Consider the following 17,484-nt stretch of genomic DNA (forward strand, 5'->3'; position numbering starts at 1 on the left):
GATGGAAAAAACGATGTTAACGTTTGAAAAAGTCAGCGCCCACTACGGCAAGATTCAGGCGCTGCACGACGTCAGTCTGCACATCAACCAGGGGGAAATCGTTACCCTGATTGGCGCTAACGGCGCGGGGAAAACGACGCTGCTTGGCACCTTGTGCGGCGATCCGCGCGCCTCCAGCGGACGGGTGGTGTTTGACGGTAAAGACATCACCGACTGGCAGACGGCGAAAATCATGCGTGAAGCGGTGGCGATAGTGCCGGAAGGGCGGCGCGTCTTCTCGCGGATGACGGTGGAAGAGAATCTGGCGATGGGCGGTTTTTTTGCCGAGCGCGATCGGTTTCAGGAGCGTATCAAGTGGGTGTACGAGCTGTTTCCGCGCCTGCATGAGCGCCGTATCCAGCGAGCGGGCACCATGTCCGGCGGCGAACAGCAGATGCTGGCGATTGGCCGCGCGCTGATGAGCCAGCCGAGGCTATTGCTGCTGGATGAACCGTCGCTGGGGCTGGCGCCGATCATCATCCAGCAGATCTTCGACACCATTGAGCAGTTGCGCGAGCAGGGTATGACCATCTTCCTTGTCGAGCAGAACGCCAACCAGGCGCTGAAGCTCGCCGACCGCGGTTATGTGCTGGAAAACGGCCACGTAGTGCTATCCGATACCGGTGATGCGCTGCTGGCGAACGAAGCGGTGCGCAGCGCCTATCTGGGCGGTTAGACTGTGCCAGGGGGAAGCGCGTGCGCCGCCCCCCGGTAACGGCAAGCGGTAAAATTTTTCAAAAGAGCCTGATGGCTCTTTTTTTGTACATGTTTGTTGTACAATAAACATGTACAACTGGGGAGGTGTTTATGCGTACGGTTAACTATAGCGAAGCGCGGCAAAATCTGGCCGAAGTCCTGGAAAGCGCGGTAACGGCGGGCCCTGTCACCATCACGCGTCGTGGGCATAAGTCCGCAGTGATCATCAGCGCCGAGGAGTTTGAGCGTTATCAGACGGCGCGAATGGATGATGAGTTTGCTGCCATTATGGCGGTTCATGGCAATGAGCTCAGGAAGCTGGCGGATAAATGACCCTACAACTTATCTCAGCGGAAGAGATAATTCAGTTTCACGACAGGCTTCTCCGCGTTACGCCTGGTGTAACAGGCATGCCTGATCCTGGCCGCGCGGAAGCGCTAATGTATCGGGTACTCAATCAAATCGAATATGAAGGGGTGACCGACGTGTGGCTGCTGGCGGCAATGCATTTGCTCGCTATATCCCGTGGGCATATCTTCAATGATGGTAACAAACGTACCGCCTTATTTATTACGCTGCTGTTTTTAAAGCGTAACGGGATCTCACTCGCTGCGAATCCGGATTTTGTCGATATGACAGTCGATGCGGCGGCAGGGCGGCTTACGCTGGAGCAAATTGCCGTTCGCTTACGTGCCTGAGACGTTAATCCCGGCGACGCTCCGCCTGGTTGGGTTACGGCATGTGCGCCGCCCCCGAGAATAATGTCGTACCTATCCGTGCCGTAGCTCCCACTTTTCTTTTCCGGCGCTTTCACTGCCTTGCCATCTCTCTGTCGCCTTACTATCTTTTTTTTGTAATAAAAAAGTTATTTTTCTGTCATTCGAGCATGTCATGTTACCCCCGCGAACATAAAACGCGTGATATCGCGCATCCCGGCACAAAAAGAGAGATAACCGATGATATCGTTACGACATACAGCTTTAGGACTGGCGCTGAGTCTGGCATTTACGGGTCAGGCGTTGGCCGTCACCACTATTCCATTCTGGCATTCAATGGAAGGGGAGTTAGGCAAAGAAGTTGATTCACTGGCGCAACGTTTCAACCAGGCCAATCCGGATTACAAAATCGTTCCGGTCTATAAGGGGAACTATGAACAGAACCTGAGCGTCGGGATCGCGGCATTCCGTACCGGCAACGCGCCGGCAATATTGCAGGTTTATGAGGTTGGGACAGCGACCATGATGGCCTCGAAAGCCATTAAGCCGGTTTATGAAGTGTTTAAAGACGCCGGTATTAACTTTGACGAGTCCCAGTTTGTACCAACCGTTGCAGGCTACTACACCGATGCTAAAAGCGGGCATCTGCTCTCCCAGCCCTTTAACAGCTCCACGCCGGTACTGTACTACAACAAAGACGCCTTTAAGAAAGCCGGTTTAGATCCGGAACAGCCGCCGAAAACCTGGCAGGAGCTGGCTGACTATACCGCGAAACTGAGAGCGGCAGGCATGAAATGCGGTTACGCCAGCGGTTGGCAAGGTTGGATCCAACTGGAAAACTTCAGCGCCTGGAACGGTCTCCCCTTCGCCAGTAAAAACAATGGTTTTGACGGTACAGATGCGGTGCTGGAGTTTAATAAGCCAGAGCAGGTGAAACATATCGCGCTGCTGGAAGAGATGAATAAAAAAGGCGATTTTAGCTATGTTGGGCGTAAGGACGAGTCTACCGAGAAGTTTTATAACGGTGACTGCGCGATGACAACCGCGTCCTCCGGCTCGCTCGCCAATATCCGCCAGTATGCCAAATTTAACTATGGCGTGGGTATGATGCCGTACGACGCGGATATCAAGGGCGCGCCGCAAAACGCTATTATCGGCGGAGCCAGCCTATGGGTCATGCAGGGTAAAGATAAAGAAACCTATACCGGCGTCGCCAAATTCCTCGACTTCCTGGCAAAACCGGAAAACGCTGCTGAATGGCATCAAAAAACCGGCTACCTGCCGATTACCACCGCCGCCTACGAGCTGACCCGCGAGCAGGGTTATTACGATAAAAACCCCGGTGCGGATATCGCCACTCGCCAGATGTTGAATAAGCCGCCGTTACCCTTCACCAAAGGCTTGCGTCTGGGCAATATGCCGCAGATTCGTACCATCGTGGACGAAGAGCTGGAAAGCGTCTGGACCGGGAAGAAAACCCCACAACAGGCGTTGGATACCGCAGTGGATCGCGGGAATCAGTTGCTGCGTCGTTTTGAGAAAGCGAGCAAATCTTAAGTGTATAAGTGCCTGATGGCGCTGCGCTTATCAGGCCTACAGCGTTTGTAGGCCGGATAAGGTGCTTGCACCGCCATCCGGCACCTTCCAGGAAAAGAATCTTCATGTCATCATCCCGTCCGGTGTTCCGCTCGCGCTGGCTGCCGTATTTACTGGTTGCTCCGCAGTTGGTTATCACCGTTATTTTCTTTATCTGGCCTGCGGGCGAAGCGCTGTGGTATTCGCTGCAAAGCGTCGATCCGTTTGGTTTTTCCAGCCAATTTGTCGGGCTGGAGAATTTCGTCGCGCTTTTTCACGACAGTTATTATCTCGATGCCTTCTGGACGACGATTAAATTCAGCGCGCTGGTCACGTTTAGCGGCCTGCTGGTCTCGTTGTTTTTCGCCGCCCTGGTGGATTACGTGGTGCGCGGCAGCCGTTTTTATCAGACGCTGATGCTGCTGCCTTATGCCGTCGCGCCCGCCGTCGCCGCCGTATTGTGGATTTTCCTGTTTAACCCGGGGCGGGGATTAATCACCCATTTCCTCGGCGAATTCGGCTATGACTGGAACCACGCGCAAAACAGCGGTCAGGCGATGTTCCTGGTGGTATTTGCGTCAGTCTGGAAGCAGATTAGTTACAACTTTTTATTCTTCTTTGCCGCGCTGCAATCCATTCCCCGCTCGCTGGTGGAAGCGGCGGCCATTGACGGCGCCGGGCCGATTCGTCGTTTCTTCCGGCTTTCTTTGCCGCTTATTGCGCCGGTCAGTTTCTTCCTGCTGGTGGTCAACCTGGTGTACGCCTTTTTCGACACCTTCCCGGTGATTGACGCCGCGACCGCCGGCGGGCCGGTACAAGCCACCACGACGCTGATTTATAAGATTTATCGCGAAGGGTTTACCGGCCTGGATCTCTCGGCGTCCGCCGCGCAGTCGGTGGTGTTGATGTTCCTCGTCATCATTCTGACGGTGGTGCAGTTCCGCTATGTGGAAAGTAAGGTGCGTTACCAATGATAGAGAATCGTCGCGGGCTGACAATATTCAGCCATACCATGCTGATTCTGGGGATCGCGGTCATTTTGTTTCCGCTGTATGTCGCGTTTGTCGCGGCGACGCTGGACGACCGCGCGGTGTTTGAGACGCCGATGACGCTGCTTCCCGGCACGCAGTTACTGGAGAATATCAAAACTATTTGGGTCAACGGCGTCGGTGTTAATAGCGCGCCATTCTGGCTGATGATGCTTAACAGTTTCATTATGGCGTTCAGCATTACGGTAGGCAAAATCACGGTATCTATGCTTTCCGCATTCGCCATCGTCTGGTTTCGTTTTCCCCTGCGTAACCTGTTCTTCTGGATGATTTTTATCACCCTGATGTTGCCGGTTGAAGTGCGTATCTTCCCGACGGTGGAAGTGATCGCCAACCTGAAAATGCTCGACAGCTATGCCGGTCTGACGCTACCGCTGATGGCGTCCGCTACCGCCACTTTCCTGTTTCGTCAGTTCTTTATGACGCTTCCGGATGAACTGGTGGAGGCGGCCCGTATTGACGGCGCGTCGCCGATGCGCTTTTTCCGCGACATCGTGTTGCCGCTGTCAAAAACCAACCTGGCGGCGTTATTCGTCATCACCTTTATCTACGGCTGGAACCAGTATCTGTGGCCGCTGTTGATTATCACCGACGTGAATCTTGGCACTGCCGTAGCGGGTATCAAAGGGATGATCGCCACTGGCGAAGGTACCACGCAATGGAACCAGGTGATGGCGGCAATGCTGCTGACCCTTATTCCCCCGGTTGTCATCGTTTTAGCCATGCAGCGCGCGTTTGTGCGTGGCCTGGTCGATAGTGAGAAATAAAATGGCTGGTTTAAAACTACAGGCAGTAACCAAAAGCTGGGACGGCAAAACCCAGGTCATTCAACCGCTGACGCTGGACGTGGCGGATGGCGAATTTATCGTGATGGTCGGGCCGTCCGGCTGCGGCAAATCAACGTTGTTGCGGATGGTGGCTGGTCTGGAACGCGTGACCAGCGGCGATATCTGGATTGATCGCAAACGGGTCACCGAGATGGAGCCCAAAGATCGCGGCATCGCGATGGTATTTCAGAACTATGCTCTCTATCCCCATATGAGCGTAGAGGAGAACATGGCGTGGGGACTAAAAATTCGTGGTATGAGCAAAGCGCATATTGAAGAACGTGTGCGGGAGGCGGCGCGCATTCTGGAGCTGGACGGCCTGCTTAAACGCCGTCCACGCGAGCTTTCCGGCGGTCAACGGCAGCGCGTGGCAATGGGGCGCGCGATCGTCCGCGAGCCGGCAGTCTTTTTATTCGACGAACCGCTCTCTAACCTCGACGCCAAGCTGCGCGTGCAGATGCGTCTGGAGTTACAACATCTGCATCGTCGCCTTCGTACCACCTCGCTCTATGTTACTCACGATCAGGTAGAGGCGATGACGCTGGCCCAGCGGGTGATGGTGATGAATAAAGGCGTCGCAGAACAGATTGGCACGCCGGTAGAGGTGTATGAAAAACCGGCCAGTCGCTTCGTGGCGAGCTTTATTGGCAGCCCGGCGATGAATCTGTTGGACGGCGTTATCAGCGCTTCCGGCGACCGTTTCGAATTGCCTGGCGGTCTGGCGTTGCCGATAAGTGCGGACTATCGGGGTCATGCCGGACGTAAAATGACGCTGGGTATCCGCCCGGAGCATATTGCGTTAAGCTCGCAGGCGGAAGGCGGCGTGCCGTTAACGGTAGACACGCTGGAGATTCTGGGCGCGGATAATCTGGCGCATGGGCGCTGGGGCGATCAGAAACTGGTGGTGCGGTTGGCGCATCAGCAGCGCCCGGCGGCGGGCAGTACGCTATGGCTGCATCTGCCGGAACATCAGCGGCATCTTTTTGATGGCGAAACAGGACAACGTGTATGAGTAACTGGCCTTATCCCCACATTGTCGCCCATCGCGGCGGCGGTAAACTGGCGCCGGAAAACACTCTGGCGGCGATTGACGTGGGCGCGCGATACGGGCACACCATGATTGAGTTTGATGCCAAGCTGTCGAAAGACGGCGAAATTTTCCTGCTGCATGACGATAACCTGGAGCGCACCAGCAACGGTTGGGGCGTGGCGGGCGAGTTGAACTGGCAGGATTTATTGCGTGTGGACGCTGGCGGTTGGTTTAGCGGCGAATTTAAAGGCGAGCCGCTGCCGCTGCTCTCGCAGGTGGCGGAGCGTTGCCGTAAACACGGCATGATGGCGAATATTGAGATCAAACCGACAACGGGGAGCGGAAAGCTAACAGGACGCGTCGTGGCGTTGGCCGCCCGCGAACTGTGGGCCGGGATGACGCCGCCGCTGCTTTCTTCCTTTGAGATAGAGGCGCTGGAGGCGGCGCAGGCGGCAGCACCTGAACTGCCGCGCGGGTTACTGCTGGATAAATGGCGTGAAGACTGGCGTGAACTGACGACCCGTCTGGGCTGTGTTTCCCTCCATCTCAACCATAAATTACTCGATGAGACGCGAGTGCAAGAGATTAAGGCCGCGGGTCTGCGGATTCTGGTGTATACCGTCAATCAGCCCCAGCGGGCGGCAGAGCTGCTGCGCTGGGGCGTGGATTGTATCTGCACCGATCGCATTGATGACATCGGCCCTCACTTTCAGTTTTAAGGGCTGATAGTTTTCAGCGGGATGTCAGGCTGCGGCGTCCCGCTGTCCTGCTGCAACATTGGCTGGGAATGGTTTAGCATCCGGTCCGGATTTCCGCTGCCGCTGAGCATTCCGCCCTGCGTATTGGGCAGCGTTTGCTGACCGAGCATACCGTTGCCCGGCTGTCCCTGCTGAACCCGCTGCGTATTGGCATTCAACTGCGACTGTAGATTTTGCTGCTGGCTGCGCGCCTGCGTTTGCATCTGTTGTTTCAACATACCCTGCTGCTGAATCTGCTGCGTTTGCATCTGCGTCTGCATACGCTGCTGGCTGGGGATCTGATAACCTGGCTGATTAGGATTATTCATAGTGTTAATTGGCTGGGCCAATACAGCAAAGGGTAACAAAGCCGTAATAAGTAGTAAGCGTTTCATTGTCGTCTCCTCCCGATGAGGCCTCTTTTTAAGTGTACCTCTATTTCGCCATGATGATGATTTTTTAAGCGTTGTGGACCAGGATTTAACGGGACATACACCCATTTATCTGGAGAAAAACAACGATGAAACCAACGTTTATGCGCTGGGTGGCGATCGCCGCTCTGCTGGCCGGGGGGACGTTTAGCGCGGTGGCCAATCCTCCCGTCGCGCCGCCAGTCTCCTATGGTGTTGAAGAAGATGTCTTTCATCCTGTGCGGGCGACGCAAGGGATGGTGGCGTCCGTGGATGCAATGGCGACGCAGGTTGGCGTGGATATCTTAAAGCAGGGCGGTAATGCCGTGGATGCCGCCGTCGCCGTGGGCTATGCGCTGGCTGTCACGCATCCGCAAGCCGGAAATCTGGGCGGCGGGGGATTTATGCTGCTGCGCACTAAAGATGGCGCTACCACGACGATCGATTTTCGTGAAATGGCGCCTGCTGGCGCGACCCGTGATATGTTCCTCGACGATCAGGGTAACGCCGATGCGAAAAAGTCGCTGACGTCGCATCTGGCATCCGGTACGCCGGGTACCGTGGCGGGGTTCTCGCTGGCGCTGGAGAAATACGGCACGATGCCGCTGAATAAAGTGGTGCGTCCGGCGATGAAGTTGGCGGAAGAGGGTTTTGTGGTTAACGATGCGCTGGCCGACGACTTAAAAACTTACGGCAGCGAAGTGATCCCCAACCATGAGAACAGCAAAGCCATTTTCTGGAAAGACGGCGAGCCGCTGAAAAAAGGCGATAAGCTGGTCCAGAAGAATCTGGCGAAAAGCCTGGAAATGATTGCCGAAAACGGCCCGGATGCGTTTTATAAAGGGGCGATTGCCGACCAGATTGCCGGGGAAATGCACAAGAACGGCGGTCTGATGACCAAAGAGGATTTAGCCAGCTATAAAGCCGTTGAGCGTACGCCAATCAGCGGTGACTATCGCGGGTATCAGGTCTTCTCCATGCCGCCGCCATCCTCGGGCGGTATTCACATCGTACAGATCCTTAATATTCTTGAAAATTTCGACATGAAGAAGTACGGCTTTGGCAGCGCCGATGCCATGCAAATCATGGCGGAAGCGGAAAAATACGCCTACGCTGACCGCTCAGAGTATCTGGGCGATCCGGACTTTGTGAAAGTGCCGTGGCAGGCGCTGACCCACAAAGCCTATGCGAAAACGCTGGCCGATCAAATTGATATCAACAAGGCCAAACCTTCCAGCCAGATAAAACCGGGCAAGCTCGCCCCGTATGAAAGCAACCAGACCACCCACTTCTCGGTGGTGGATAAAGACGGCAATGCCGTGGCGGTGACCTATACCCTGAACACCACCTTCGGCACAGGAATTGTGGCGGGAAATACCGGTATTCTGCTGAATAATCAAATGGATGATTTTTCTGCTAAACCCGGTGTACCTAATGTTTATGGCCTGGTGGGCGGCGATGCTAACGCGGTCGGTCCGAAGAAGCGTCCGCTGTCGTCGATGTCGCCCACTATTATGGTAAAAGATGGCAAAACCTGGCTGGTGACCGGCAGTCCTGGCGGGAGTCGAATCATCACTACCGTGCTGCAAATGGTAGTGAACAGCATTGATTTTGGCATGAACGTCGCCGAAGCGACCAACGCGCCGCGTTTCCATCATCAATGGTTGCCGGACGAACTGCGGGTAGAAAAGGGCTTCAGTCCCGATACGCTGAAGTTGCTGGAACAGAAAGGGCAGAAAGTGGCGCTGAAAGAAGCGATGGGCAGCACCCAAAGTATTATGGTTGGACCGGATGGTGAACTGTATGGCGCTTCCGACCCGCGTTCGGTGGATGATTTAACGGCGGGATACTGATTTTTAATTCCAGGCCCGGTGTCAGACACCGGGCTATTTGCAGATTATGCCGTGAGTAATCGGGCTGGATTATCAATACAAAGCTTGCGCAGAGTATCGTTGTCTACTCCGCGAGCAGCCAGATAGGCGAGGAAGACATTCGGGACAAACCCCCAGCCATTTCCGCCATTTTTCGCCCACATCTGTTTGAGAAAAACATCATGGCTTAAAACGATTTGGTCGGCGTAACCCAGTGCAATCAGATTCGCTACTGCATCTGCGGTCTCCTGAACGCCCGGCGCGACACCTTCTTTTGGAAAGGTGATGTCCAGACCAATCATGTCAAATTCAAGCCATACGCCGCGGTCGAGCATTTTACGTTGATAGACGACATCTTTTCCTGAAGGGTCCGAATGCGCCAGCGAGACTTTTGCCGGAGAGACGTTCATTTCTTCCAGCACGATATCCAGCACCTCATCCCCCAGCCGCAGCCACCCTGGCATATGGATATTCATCGCCGTGTGGGGGTTGTTACATTGTGCCAGAGACGCTGCCCGCAGGCTGTTACGCTCCGCTTGGGTAAACGCGGGGGATACGCCGATTTCACCGATCATGCCAGCGCGAATATCCGTCTCGCCAATACCCTGATTCAGTTCTTTATCAATGAGTGAGGCTAACAGCTCAACAGGTTTATGGATCCGGGTGCTTTCAAATTTCTCCAGATAAGGTCCGGATGACGCAACGATATTCAAACCCGTTTTTAAGGCAACTTCTCGTAGCGCTGAGGCGTCCCGTCCAATGGATTCTGATCCGGTGGCGTCGACAATCGTCCTGCCGCCTAAAAACATAAAGTTATTGATTTCGAAGATAACATCATCAATCTCTTTGCGGTCCATGTTATCGGCGCAGCAGTATGGGTCGTGTTTCAGCCCCCACTGCAGGTCAGCACTGACTTTCTTTCCCACCAGTTGCTGTGAAAAAGCATAATGTGGCTCGTCTACGACCGAAGACAGATCGTTAAACAGATGTTCATGCGGTAGCGTCAGCCCCATATCCGTATGCGCCACCGGGCCTGTTACGGTTTGCAGGAAACCTTTCATTCTGACACCTCCATTCTTTGCGCCATTTTGGATGCTCTGTATTCAGGGATGGTGGTCACAATCGCACCGACTAACGCGAACAGCGTACCGATGATGGTGACCAGGTAGACCGTATTGCCTAATGAAGGGATCAATTCATCAATTAGCACTGAGCCAAGCAGTTGGCCTGCTGTTGACGCTACGCCCAGCATCAATAGTCCTAAGCCTCTCACCAGAATCGCCATTAGCCCGATGGACAGCAGACCCAGCGGACTACCGAGATACATCCACCATGTATCGGGTAACTGGATGGTGACATGGCCTAATGCGATACGTATCGCCAGCGCCGCGCCCAGGACACAAAAGCCGACGATGAAGTTCCATGTAATGGACACCAGCATGGAGCCCGTTGCCTCGGCGACTTTCGCATTCCCCGCAGGCTGCCAGCCAGCGAGTAACCCTGCCAAAAAGGGGAGGATAGCGAGCAGGATAAACGAGGTTGAGTGCCACTGTGGCGACACGACAAAAATGGTGGCGATAACGGCGAACAATGCGCCAGTAATGCGCCATGGCGTAAAATATTTTTTCTCCTCCACACCGATGCCAAAACGGTCGCACAGCAGGCCGGAAAGAAGCAGAGCGGAAATTAATGCCGTTTGAAAGGTGGCAACGCCCAGCGCGCTGGCGGATGCGCCTTCAGAAAATACGACCATCGCCCCGCATAATCCTGCAAACCAATTCCATAGCGGGATTTTTCTCTTTTTAATCAGAGTAGGGATTGAGGCGAATTGCTGGCGTGTTTCTTTGCGCGCAATAATAATAAAAAACATGACGACCAGACCGCTGGCAAACGAGATTACTGCGCAAGCATTACCGTCTTGTAACCAATGTCCTAACTGCCCATTAACGGCAGACTGCATCGGGGAAAGCATACCGGCTAATATGGTGGCAAGCATCAGTAAGGGGGTTGAGTACTTATTCTTGTTCATACATCAATCCTTATATTTTATAAAAGGAGTAACTTTCGTTACTCCATTGTTTTTTATTTTCTGGCGATGAATTGAAGCGTGTTGACCCACAGGTCGGTATAAAATGGCCATGACATAAACTGCTGGGTTCCCCAGTGTGGGGAGCAGTCGCTCATAAAGCAGGCGGTTTTACCCTGTTGGTATTCACCGAACACTAACAATGGGTCATTATTTATTGTTAATACGACATCGGCATCGTCTCTGGCGACGGCCTGGTTATATCCAAGAAATACCGGATAATCTGAGAACCCGTTAACAACAGGATGTTCAGGTGAGACAGCCTCAGCACAGATACCCTCGGGCTTTTCTACCCGGTCATCGCCATCAAGCATAATAACTGGCAGAACCTCAGCAAGAACGGTGTTCTTATAATTGGCTTTTGCCTCAATACCCATGAATGACAGATAACCGCCAATCATGAGTAGTCCACCGCCATTTTTGACGTACTCTTTAATAGACTCCAGAGCGTTTGGTTTTATTTTTAGCTGATAAAATGTCTCGTTTTGCAACAGGAAGGTATTACTACCAATGTCGCTAATAACAATCACATCGTAACGGTTTAATTCGTCAATACTCTCTGGAAAGGCAATTTGTACCGTGTGGGCAGGCATGTAATCAATATCAACGCCGCCCTTCCTCAAGCATTCCAGTAACCATGTGGCGCCTTCTTCATATTTACTGGAGGTGAAACTGTCATAACCTTTTGAATGAATCATATGAATATGCCAGGATTCTCCAATAAAGAGCACCTTTAGTTTTTTCTGCGTATTGTTCATAGTCTGCTCCTTGATTTAGTGAGTAGATATAGTTTGTTTGTAATGTGAACCCTGAATACGATGAAGAACGGAGTCGTTTTCCGGCATATCAGAGGCATTAGGCGTTTCAACCGCAAGTGAGGCAAATGCGCTGGCGTAGCACAATGCGGATGCCAGTGACTTTCCTTTTGCAAGGCCAGATGCGAGGGCGCCATTGAAAGCGTCACCCGCTCCCGCCGTATTTTTTACAACTGCCGGAAATGCCGGGGAATAGATGAATTGTGTGCCGTCATAAGCAAGCGAACCTTTGCTACCTAATGTAATAATGGTATTTTTGACGCCTTTCTGATGAATAATTTTGGCCGCGCATTTGGCTGATTCGATATCATTAACCGCCATATTGGCCAGCAGGCCTGCTTCCGTTTCATTTGGCGTAATATAGTCAATGTTATCAATGATGGTGTTAACCATGTCATTGTATGGCGCTGGATTGATGATGACCGGTATGTCATTTTTTTGTGCGAGACGAATTGTTTGCTGCAGCGCTTCGTAATTCGTCTCCAGTTGGACAAGAACAATATCTGAATGAACAATGGCTTCTTTCTGAATGGTGATTTCATCAGGGGAAATTGTCATGTTGGCGCCAGGGTAGATAGCGATGACGTTATCTCCGGTATCTCCATTCACCATGATGGTTGCTGTACCTGTTTGTGTTTCTTTGGTCTGGTAGATAACACTTTTATGGATTTTTGATGAGTTTATAAAATTAATGGCGTAATCACTAAAATGATCTGAGCCGACTTTAGTAATAAAATGCACATCAGAATCGGCATAGCTTGCTGCTAATGCCTGATTACATCCCTTACCGCCGGGTGAAAAAATAAATTTATCGGCCAGCAATGATTCTCCCGTTGAGGGTAATCTCGGTAGATAACTGATAATATCAACATTGAACGAGCCAATAACACATACATTATTTTTCATGGCAGAGAGACCTTTTTTTATTTTCTGCGCTGATTCATATTTTTCCAGCACATAAGCAATTTCATTTTTTGCGACGTTATCAAGAGAATCAAGGGTAATAAATGCACCACCATGACAGCGAGTAAGATATCCCTGTCCGGCAAGTTCATTGAGATCTGAACGAATAGTTTCCTTTGTTACCTTGAGACTTTTCGCCAGATTTGAAACTTTTACAACTCCCGAAATACTGAGCTCCTTCAATATTCTATGATGGCGTTCAAATTTCATTTTTTACCTCACCGTGGTTAAATTAGTCCCGGGAGGAGTATATTGTTGTGATTGTCACCATAAAGTGATGGCAGAAACCAAAAAAAAACAAAAATGTAATATTGATATTGCTAAAATTACGGAAAAAACGGTGATAAAGCTTAAAGCGGCAATAACCATGCGGTTCAGGTGGTTATTGTTTTGATATAGGGGAAGTAGGTTGCAATAACTGGAATGTTGTGAAGGTTTGTGACGTTTCGCCCCACAGGGTGGGGCGGGGAAGCGCTATTTCACGCGCGCCATAAAGTACGCATCAACGTACTCACTGTTGCGCAGGCCGTATTTCTTACCGGTGCCTTCGATTTCAAAGCCGTACTTCTTATACACCGCCACGGCGGGCTCGTTATCAACAAACACCGTTAACTCAATACGGTCAACGCGCAGCCAGTTATCGCACATGTCGATCATGGTGCGGATCAGCGCGCTGGCAATGCCACGATTGTGCCACCGGGCATCCACGCAGATACCAAAATCGGCCACGTGGCTGCGACGGGGACGTTGGGTGACCTGAATAGAAAGATGGCCAACGACAATATCGTCAATGCAGGCAACCAGTTGTTTAACCCCGGCTTGCTCGGTTAGCCGCGCCTGCCACATTTCGAGGGAAGGATGAGGAACCTGTAGCGTGTTGTGATACACCTCCGGCTGGGCGTGGATCTGACGAATGGCGTCGTAATCTTTCGGTTCAGCGTGGCGTATCACTATTTCACTCATTCCTTATCTCCTGCAGGGGTAATTGTGTATTTACACTCGCTGAGAAAGAAAATTCCGTCAACCGCATTTTTTTGCAAAAAGAAGTAGACAAGTGCGAATGAGAATGATTATTATTACCTTGCGTTCAGGGGAACCCCTACGGAGAACCTGAAAGCACGACATTGCTCACATTGCTTCCAGTATTATTTTGGCCAGCTTTTGCTGGCTTTTTTTTTGGGTTTTGTTTCAGCCTGGCTTACTTGTCATTTTGTCCCCGGGAAGTGCTCGTGCTCCTCACGTACATTTAGTACGCTCCGGGCCCTGCGCGCTTGCCGTGAACAATCTGCCTGCGCCACTTACGCCCGATCTTGAGGCATCTGCTTTTGTAGGCCCAAAAAGGCAACGCCGCATCCGGCAAAGAATCCAACATTCAGTCTCCTCACGCTTTGCGCTATGGTGTAAACAATCATCTTCAAAAGGATCGTCTCATGACCTTACACTGCGCATTTATTGGATTCGGCAAAAGTACCACCCGTTACCATCTCCCCTATGTTCTGAATCGTAAAGATACCTGGCATGTCGCACATATTTTCCGTCGTCACGCTAAACCGGAAGAGCAGGCGCCACAGTATTCACATATTCACTTCACCAGCGATCTGGATGAGGTGTTGGGCGATCCGCAGGTAAAGCTGGTGATCGTCTGTACGCATGCTGACAGCCATTTCGAATACGCCAAACGCGCGCTGGAAGCGGGTAAAAATGTGCTGGTTGAGAAACCTTTCACGCCGACGCTGGCGGAGGCAAAAGTGTTGTTCGACCTGGCGCGAAGCAAAGGACTGACCGTCACGCCATATCAGAATCGGCGTTTTGATTCCTGTTTTCTCACTGCTAAAAAAGCGATTGAGAGCGGGAAACTGGGCAAGATTGTCGAAATTGAAAGCCATTTCGATTATTACCGCCCGGTAGCAGAAACCAAACCGGGCCTGCCGCAGGATGGCGCTTTCTACGGACTTGGCGTCCACACCATGGATCAAATTATTTCGCTATTTGGCCGCCCGGATCATGTCGCGTATGACATTCGTAGCCTGCGTAATAAAGCGAATCCGGATGACACCTTTGAAGCGCAACTGTTTTATGGCGATTTGAAGGCTATCGTTAAAACCAGCCATCTGGTGAAAATCGACTATCCGAAGTTTATTGTTCACGGCACCAAAGGTTCGTTTGTGAAATACGGTATCGATCAACAAGAAACCAGCCTGAAAGCGAACATTATGCCCGGTGAACCCGGTTTCGCCGCTGACGAATCCGTCTGTGTGCTGGAATATGTTAACGATGAAGGCGTGACCGTGAAAGAAGAGGTGAAACCGGAAACGGGTGACTATGGTCGCGTCTATGATGCGCTGTACCAGACGTTGACCGTCGGTACGCCTAATTACGTCAAGGAATCTGAAGTTCTTACCAACCTGGAAATCCTCGAACGTGCCTTCGAACAGGCAACGCCTGCGACGATAACCCTGGCTAAATAGCCCTTACAGACTCCTCTGCGCTTATTCATATTTTTTGAACAGAGGAGTCAATTTTCACCCTCTATGATCCCGGACGGAATGAGTCCACACTTATTCCATCGAAAACATCTGTGGGTGAACACAATGATCTACTTACGCAAAGCAAACGACCGCGGTCATGCGAATCATGGCTGGCTTGACTCCTGGCATACCTTTTCTTTTGCCGATTATTACGATCCGAACTTTATGGGGTTCTCGGCGCTGCGCGTGATTAACGACGATGTGATCGACGCAGGCCAGGGGTTCGGCACGCATCCGCATAAAGACATGGAAATTTTGACCTATGTACTGGAAGGCGCTGTAGAACACCAGGACAGTATGGGCAATAAAGAACAGGTTCCGGCCGGTGAATTCCAGATTATGAGCGCCGGGACCGGCGTTCGCCACTCCGAGTACAACCCGAGCAAAACGGATCGTCTGCGGCTGTACCAGATCTGGATCATTCCGCAAGAAACCGGCATCACGCCGCGCAGGGCAAGCAGCTGGTGCTGTCGCCAGATGCCCGCGATGGTTCGCTGAAGGTCCACCAGGATATGGAGCTGTACCGCTGGGCGCTGCTCAAAGATGAGCAGTCGGTGCATCAGATTGCCGCCGAGCGCCGCGTCTGGATCCAGGTGGTAAAAGGTAACGTGACCATTAACGGTACTAAAGCCACCACCAGCGACGGCCTGGCGATTTGGGATGAGCAGGCAATCTCGATTCATGCCGACAGCGACAGCGAAGTGTTGTTGTTTGACTTGCCGCCAGTCTAAAAATACACGTCATCCTTCAAGCTGCATCTGTGTTGGCTTTATTACTCGGCCCATCCATAGGCCTCGCCCCTTCGGGGCCGCTGCGAGCAGCGTTCAAATCTGCTCCCGGCAGATTTGTCGCTCACCCCGGTCGCGTACTTAATGTACGCTCCCGGGGATTTACTGAGGGACATCCTTGTCCCTCACCAGAGGCAACCTTCGGTTGTTCAAATTCGTTCCTGACGAATTTGTCACTGCGTCGCCGCCTTGATGCAACTCGAATGATTTTGTGTATTTCTCACAATAAAAAAACGACTTTTTTTCTCTGCGAAGGTTCACGCACGTCCGTGGTAAACTGGGCAAATCTATCCCTTTTATACCTTTCAGGACGATGAAAAAGAAAAGACCCGTACTTCAGGATGTGGCCGACCGTGTGGGCGTGACCAAAATGACGGTCAGCCGTTTTTTGCGTAATCCGGAGCAGGTCTCCGTCGCGCTGCGGGGTAAAATTGCGGCTGCGCTTGATGAGCTCGGGTACATTCCTAATCGCGCGCCTGACATTCTTTCCAACGCCACCAGCCGCGCCATTGGCGTTCTGCTGCCGTCTTTAACCAACCAGGTCTTTGCGGAAGTGTTACGCGGCATTGAGGCTGTCACCGACGCGCATGGTTATCAAACCATGCTGGCGCACTACGGCTATAAACCGGAGATGGAGCAGGAGCGCCTGGAATCGATGCTCTCCTGGAATATCGACGGTCTTATCCTCACTGAGCGTACCCATACGCCGCGCACCTTAAAAATGATCGAAGTCGCCGGGATTCCGGTGGTGGAACTGATGGACAGCCAGTCGCCGTGTCTCGATATTGCCGTCGGTTTTGACAACTTCGAGGCCGCCCGTCAGATGACCGCCGCGATTATCGCGCGTGGTCATCGTCATATCGCCTATCTGGGGGCGCGCCTCGACGAACGTACTATCATCAAGCAGAAGGGCTATGAACAGGCGATGCGGGACTCAGGCCTGGTTCCTTACAGTGTGATGATGGAGCAATCTTCATCCTACTCTTCCGGTATCGAACTCATGCGCCAGGCGCGACGCGAATACCCACAGCTTGACGGTATTTTTTGCACCAACGATGACCTGGCGGTGGGGGCGGCCTTCGAATGCCAGCGCCTGGGGCTAAAAATCCCGGACGACATGGCGATCGCCGGGTTCCACAGTCATGACATCGGCCAGGTGATGGAACCGCGTCTGGCAAGCGTCCTGACGCCGCGCGAGCGAATGGGCAGCATTGGCGCGGAACGTTTGTTAGCCCGCATTCGCGGCGAAACGGTCACGCCGAAAATGTTAGATTTAGGTTTCACCTTGTCACCGGGCGGATCTATTTAGTCTGACAACTTTGAAGTAGCTCACACTTATTCACTTTTGGCACGA

At 52.3% G+C, this 17,484-nt stretch carries 17 protein-coding genes and 1 pseudogene; 12 read left to right on the forward strand and 6 right to left on the reverse strand.

All coding sequences use genetic code 11. The features are described from left to right. The first annotated feature begins 1 nt into the window (after position 1). The 8 genes from livF to ugpQ all read left to right on the forward strand — a co-directional run bounded on the left by livF (position 2) and on the right by ugpQ (position 6,651). The gene (gene livF / locus ACFK9X_RS01445) at positions 2-715 is read left to right on the forward strand and encodes a high-affinity branched-chain amino acid ABC transporter ATP-binding protein LivF (RefSeq protein ID WP_000416114.1); all 714 of its coding nucleotides are present in this window, start codon (positions 2-4) and stop codon (positions 713-715) included. A 131-nt stretch (positions 716-846) separates the two neighbouring features. Then, positions 847-1,068 carry a type II toxin-antitoxin system Phd/YefM family antitoxin gene (locus tag ACFK9X_RS01450; RefSeq protein WP_001535398.1) on the forward strand — a complete coding sequence of 74 codons (222 nt, stop codon included), beginning with the start codon at positions 847-849 and terminating at the stop codon, positions 1,066-1,068. Beyond that, a complete protein-coding gene (locus tag ACFK9X_RS01455; protein ID WP_000174963.1) occupies positions 1,065-1,433 on the forward strand; it encodes a type II toxin-antitoxin system death-on-curing family toxin in 369 nt (122 codons plus the stop codon). Before ACFK9X_RS01450 ends, ACFK9X_RS01455 begins: the two co-directional genes overlap by 4 nt. 258 nt (positions 1,434-1,691) lie before the next feature. Further along, on the forward strand, positions 1,692-3,008 hold the full coding sequence (gene ugpB, locus ACFK9X_RS01460) for a sn-glycerol-3-phosphate ABC transporter substrate-binding protein UgpB (protein ID WP_151115324.1): 1,317 nt from the start codon (positions 1,692-1,694) through the stop codon (positions 3,006-3,008). Between the two features lie 104 nt (positions 3,009-3,112). Then, positions 3,113-4,000 carry a sn-glycerol-3-phosphate ABC transporter permease UgpA gene (gene ugpA, locus ACFK9X_RS01465; protein WP_000099303.1) on the forward strand — a complete coding sequence of 296 codons (888 nt, stop codon included), beginning with the start codon at positions 3,113-3,115 and terminating at the stop codon, positions 3,998-4,000. Next, on the forward strand, positions 3,997-4,842 hold the full coding sequence (gene ugpE / locus ACFK9X_RS01470) for a sn-glycerol-3-phosphate ABC transporter permease UgpE (protein WP_000572196.1): 846 nt from the start codon (positions 3,997-3,999) through the stop codon (positions 4,840-4,842). The genes ugpA and ugpE overlap by 4 nt, the downstream gene beginning before the upstream one ends. Position 4,843: 1 nt before the next feature. Further along, positions 4,844-5,914 (forward strand): sn-glycerol-3-phosphate import ATP-binding protein UgpC, encoded by a 1,071-nt coding sequence (locus tag ACFK9X_RS01475; RefSeq protein WP_000907846.1) that lies wholly within the window; start codon positions 4,844-4,846, stop codon positions 5,912-5,914. Further along, a complete protein-coding gene (ugpQ, locus tag ACFK9X_RS01480) occupies positions 5,911-6,651 on the forward strand; it encodes a glycerophosphodiester phosphodiesterase (RefSeq protein WP_000073545.1) in 741 nt (246 codons plus the stop codon). The genes ACFK9X_RS01475 and ugpQ overlap by 4 nt, the downstream gene beginning before the upstream one ends. On the opposite strand, the gene ACFK9X_RS01485 is transcribed toward ugpQ, so the two are convergent. Further along, on the reverse strand, positions 6,648-7,064 hold the full coding sequence (locus ACFK9X_RS01485; protein WP_000826041.1) for a DUF2756 family protein: 417 nt from the start codon (positions 7,062-7,064) through the stop codon (positions 6,648-6,650). The two genes, ugpQ and ACFK9X_RS01485, sit on opposite strands and share 4 nt — an antisense overlap. A 125-nt stretch (positions 7,065-7,189) precedes the next feature. Here ACFK9X_RS01485 and ggt point away from each other — a divergent pair, with 125 nt between their 5' ends. Next, complete coding sequence (gene ggt, locus ACFK9X_RS01490) at positions 7,190-8,932, forward strand: gamma-glutamyltransferase (protein WP_151115326.1); 1,743 nt, start codon at positions 7,190-7,192, stop codon at positions 8,930-8,932. Positions 8,933-8,976: 44 nt separating this feature from the next. On the opposite strand, the gene ACFK9X_RS01495 is transcribed toward ggt, so the two are convergent. The 5 genes from ACFK9X_RS01495 to yhhY all read right to left on the reverse strand — a co-directional run bounded on the left by ACFK9X_RS01495 (position 8,977) and on the right by yhhY (position 13,777). Beyond that, positions 8,977-10,011 carry a phosphotriesterase gene (locus ACFK9X_RS01495; protein WP_151115328.1) on the reverse strand — a complete coding sequence of 345 codons (1,035 nt, stop codon included), beginning with the start codon at positions 10,009-10,011 and terminating at the stop codon, positions 8,977-8,979. Continuing rightward, entirely contained in the window at positions 10,008-10,979 is a 972-nt protein-coding gene (locus ACFK9X_RS01500) for a DMT family transporter (RefSeq protein WP_151115330.1), read from the reverse strand. The genes ACFK9X_RS01495 and ACFK9X_RS01500 overlap by 4 nt, the downstream gene beginning before the upstream one ends. A 53-nt stretch (positions 10,980-11,032) precedes the next feature. After that, a complete protein-coding gene (locus ACFK9X_RS01505) occupies positions 11,033-11,794 on the reverse strand; it encodes a glutamine amidotransferase (protein ID WP_001066509.1) in 762 nt (253 codons plus the stop codon). Positions 11,795-11,809: 15 nt separating this feature from the next. Continuing rightward, positions 11,810-13,024: a PfkB family carbohydrate kinase gene (locus ACFK9X_RS01510; RefSeq protein ID WP_000667440.1), complete on the reverse strand. Its 1,215-nt coding sequence runs from the start codon at positions 13,022-13,024 to the stop codon at positions 11,810-11,812. 264 nt (positions 13,025-13,288) lie between these two features. Next, on the reverse strand, positions 13,289-13,777 hold the full coding sequence (yhhY, locus tag ACFK9X_RS01515) for an N-acetyltransferase (RefSeq protein ID WP_058108017.1): 489 nt from the start codon (positions 13,775-13,777) through the stop codon (positions 13,289-13,291). 467 nt (positions 13,778-14,244) lie between these two features. On the opposite strand from yhhY, the gene ACFK9X_RS01520 reads away from it, so the two are divergent. The 3 genes and pseudogenes from ACFK9X_RS01520 (at position 14,245) to gntR (ending at position 17,439) form a co-directional block, all read left to right on the forward strand. Continuing rightward, positions 14,245-15,282, forward strand: coding sequence for an oxidoreductase (locus ACFK9X_RS01520; RefSeq protein WP_151115332.1), 1,038 nt, complete (start codon positions 14,245-14,247; stop codon positions 15,280-15,282). Positions 15,283-15,405: 123 nt separating this feature from the next. Continuing rightward, positions 15,406-16,073, forward strand: a pseudogene (locus ACFK9X_RS01525) (pirin family protein). A 370-nt stretch (positions 16,074-16,443) separates the two neighbouring features. Next, a complete protein-coding gene (gene gntR, locus ACFK9X_RS01530; protein WP_151115334.1) occupies positions 16,444-17,439 on the forward strand; it encodes a gluconate operon transcriptional repressor GntR in 996 nt (331 codons plus the stop codon). Positions 17,440-17,484 lie beyond the last annotated feature (45 nt).

This window comes from Salmonella sp. WC3 (assembly GCF_042932255.1).
In the GTDB taxonomy this organism is placed as follows: Bacteria; Pseudomonadota; Gammaproteobacteria; order Enterobacterales; family Enterobacteriaceae; genus Salmonella; species Salmonella enterica.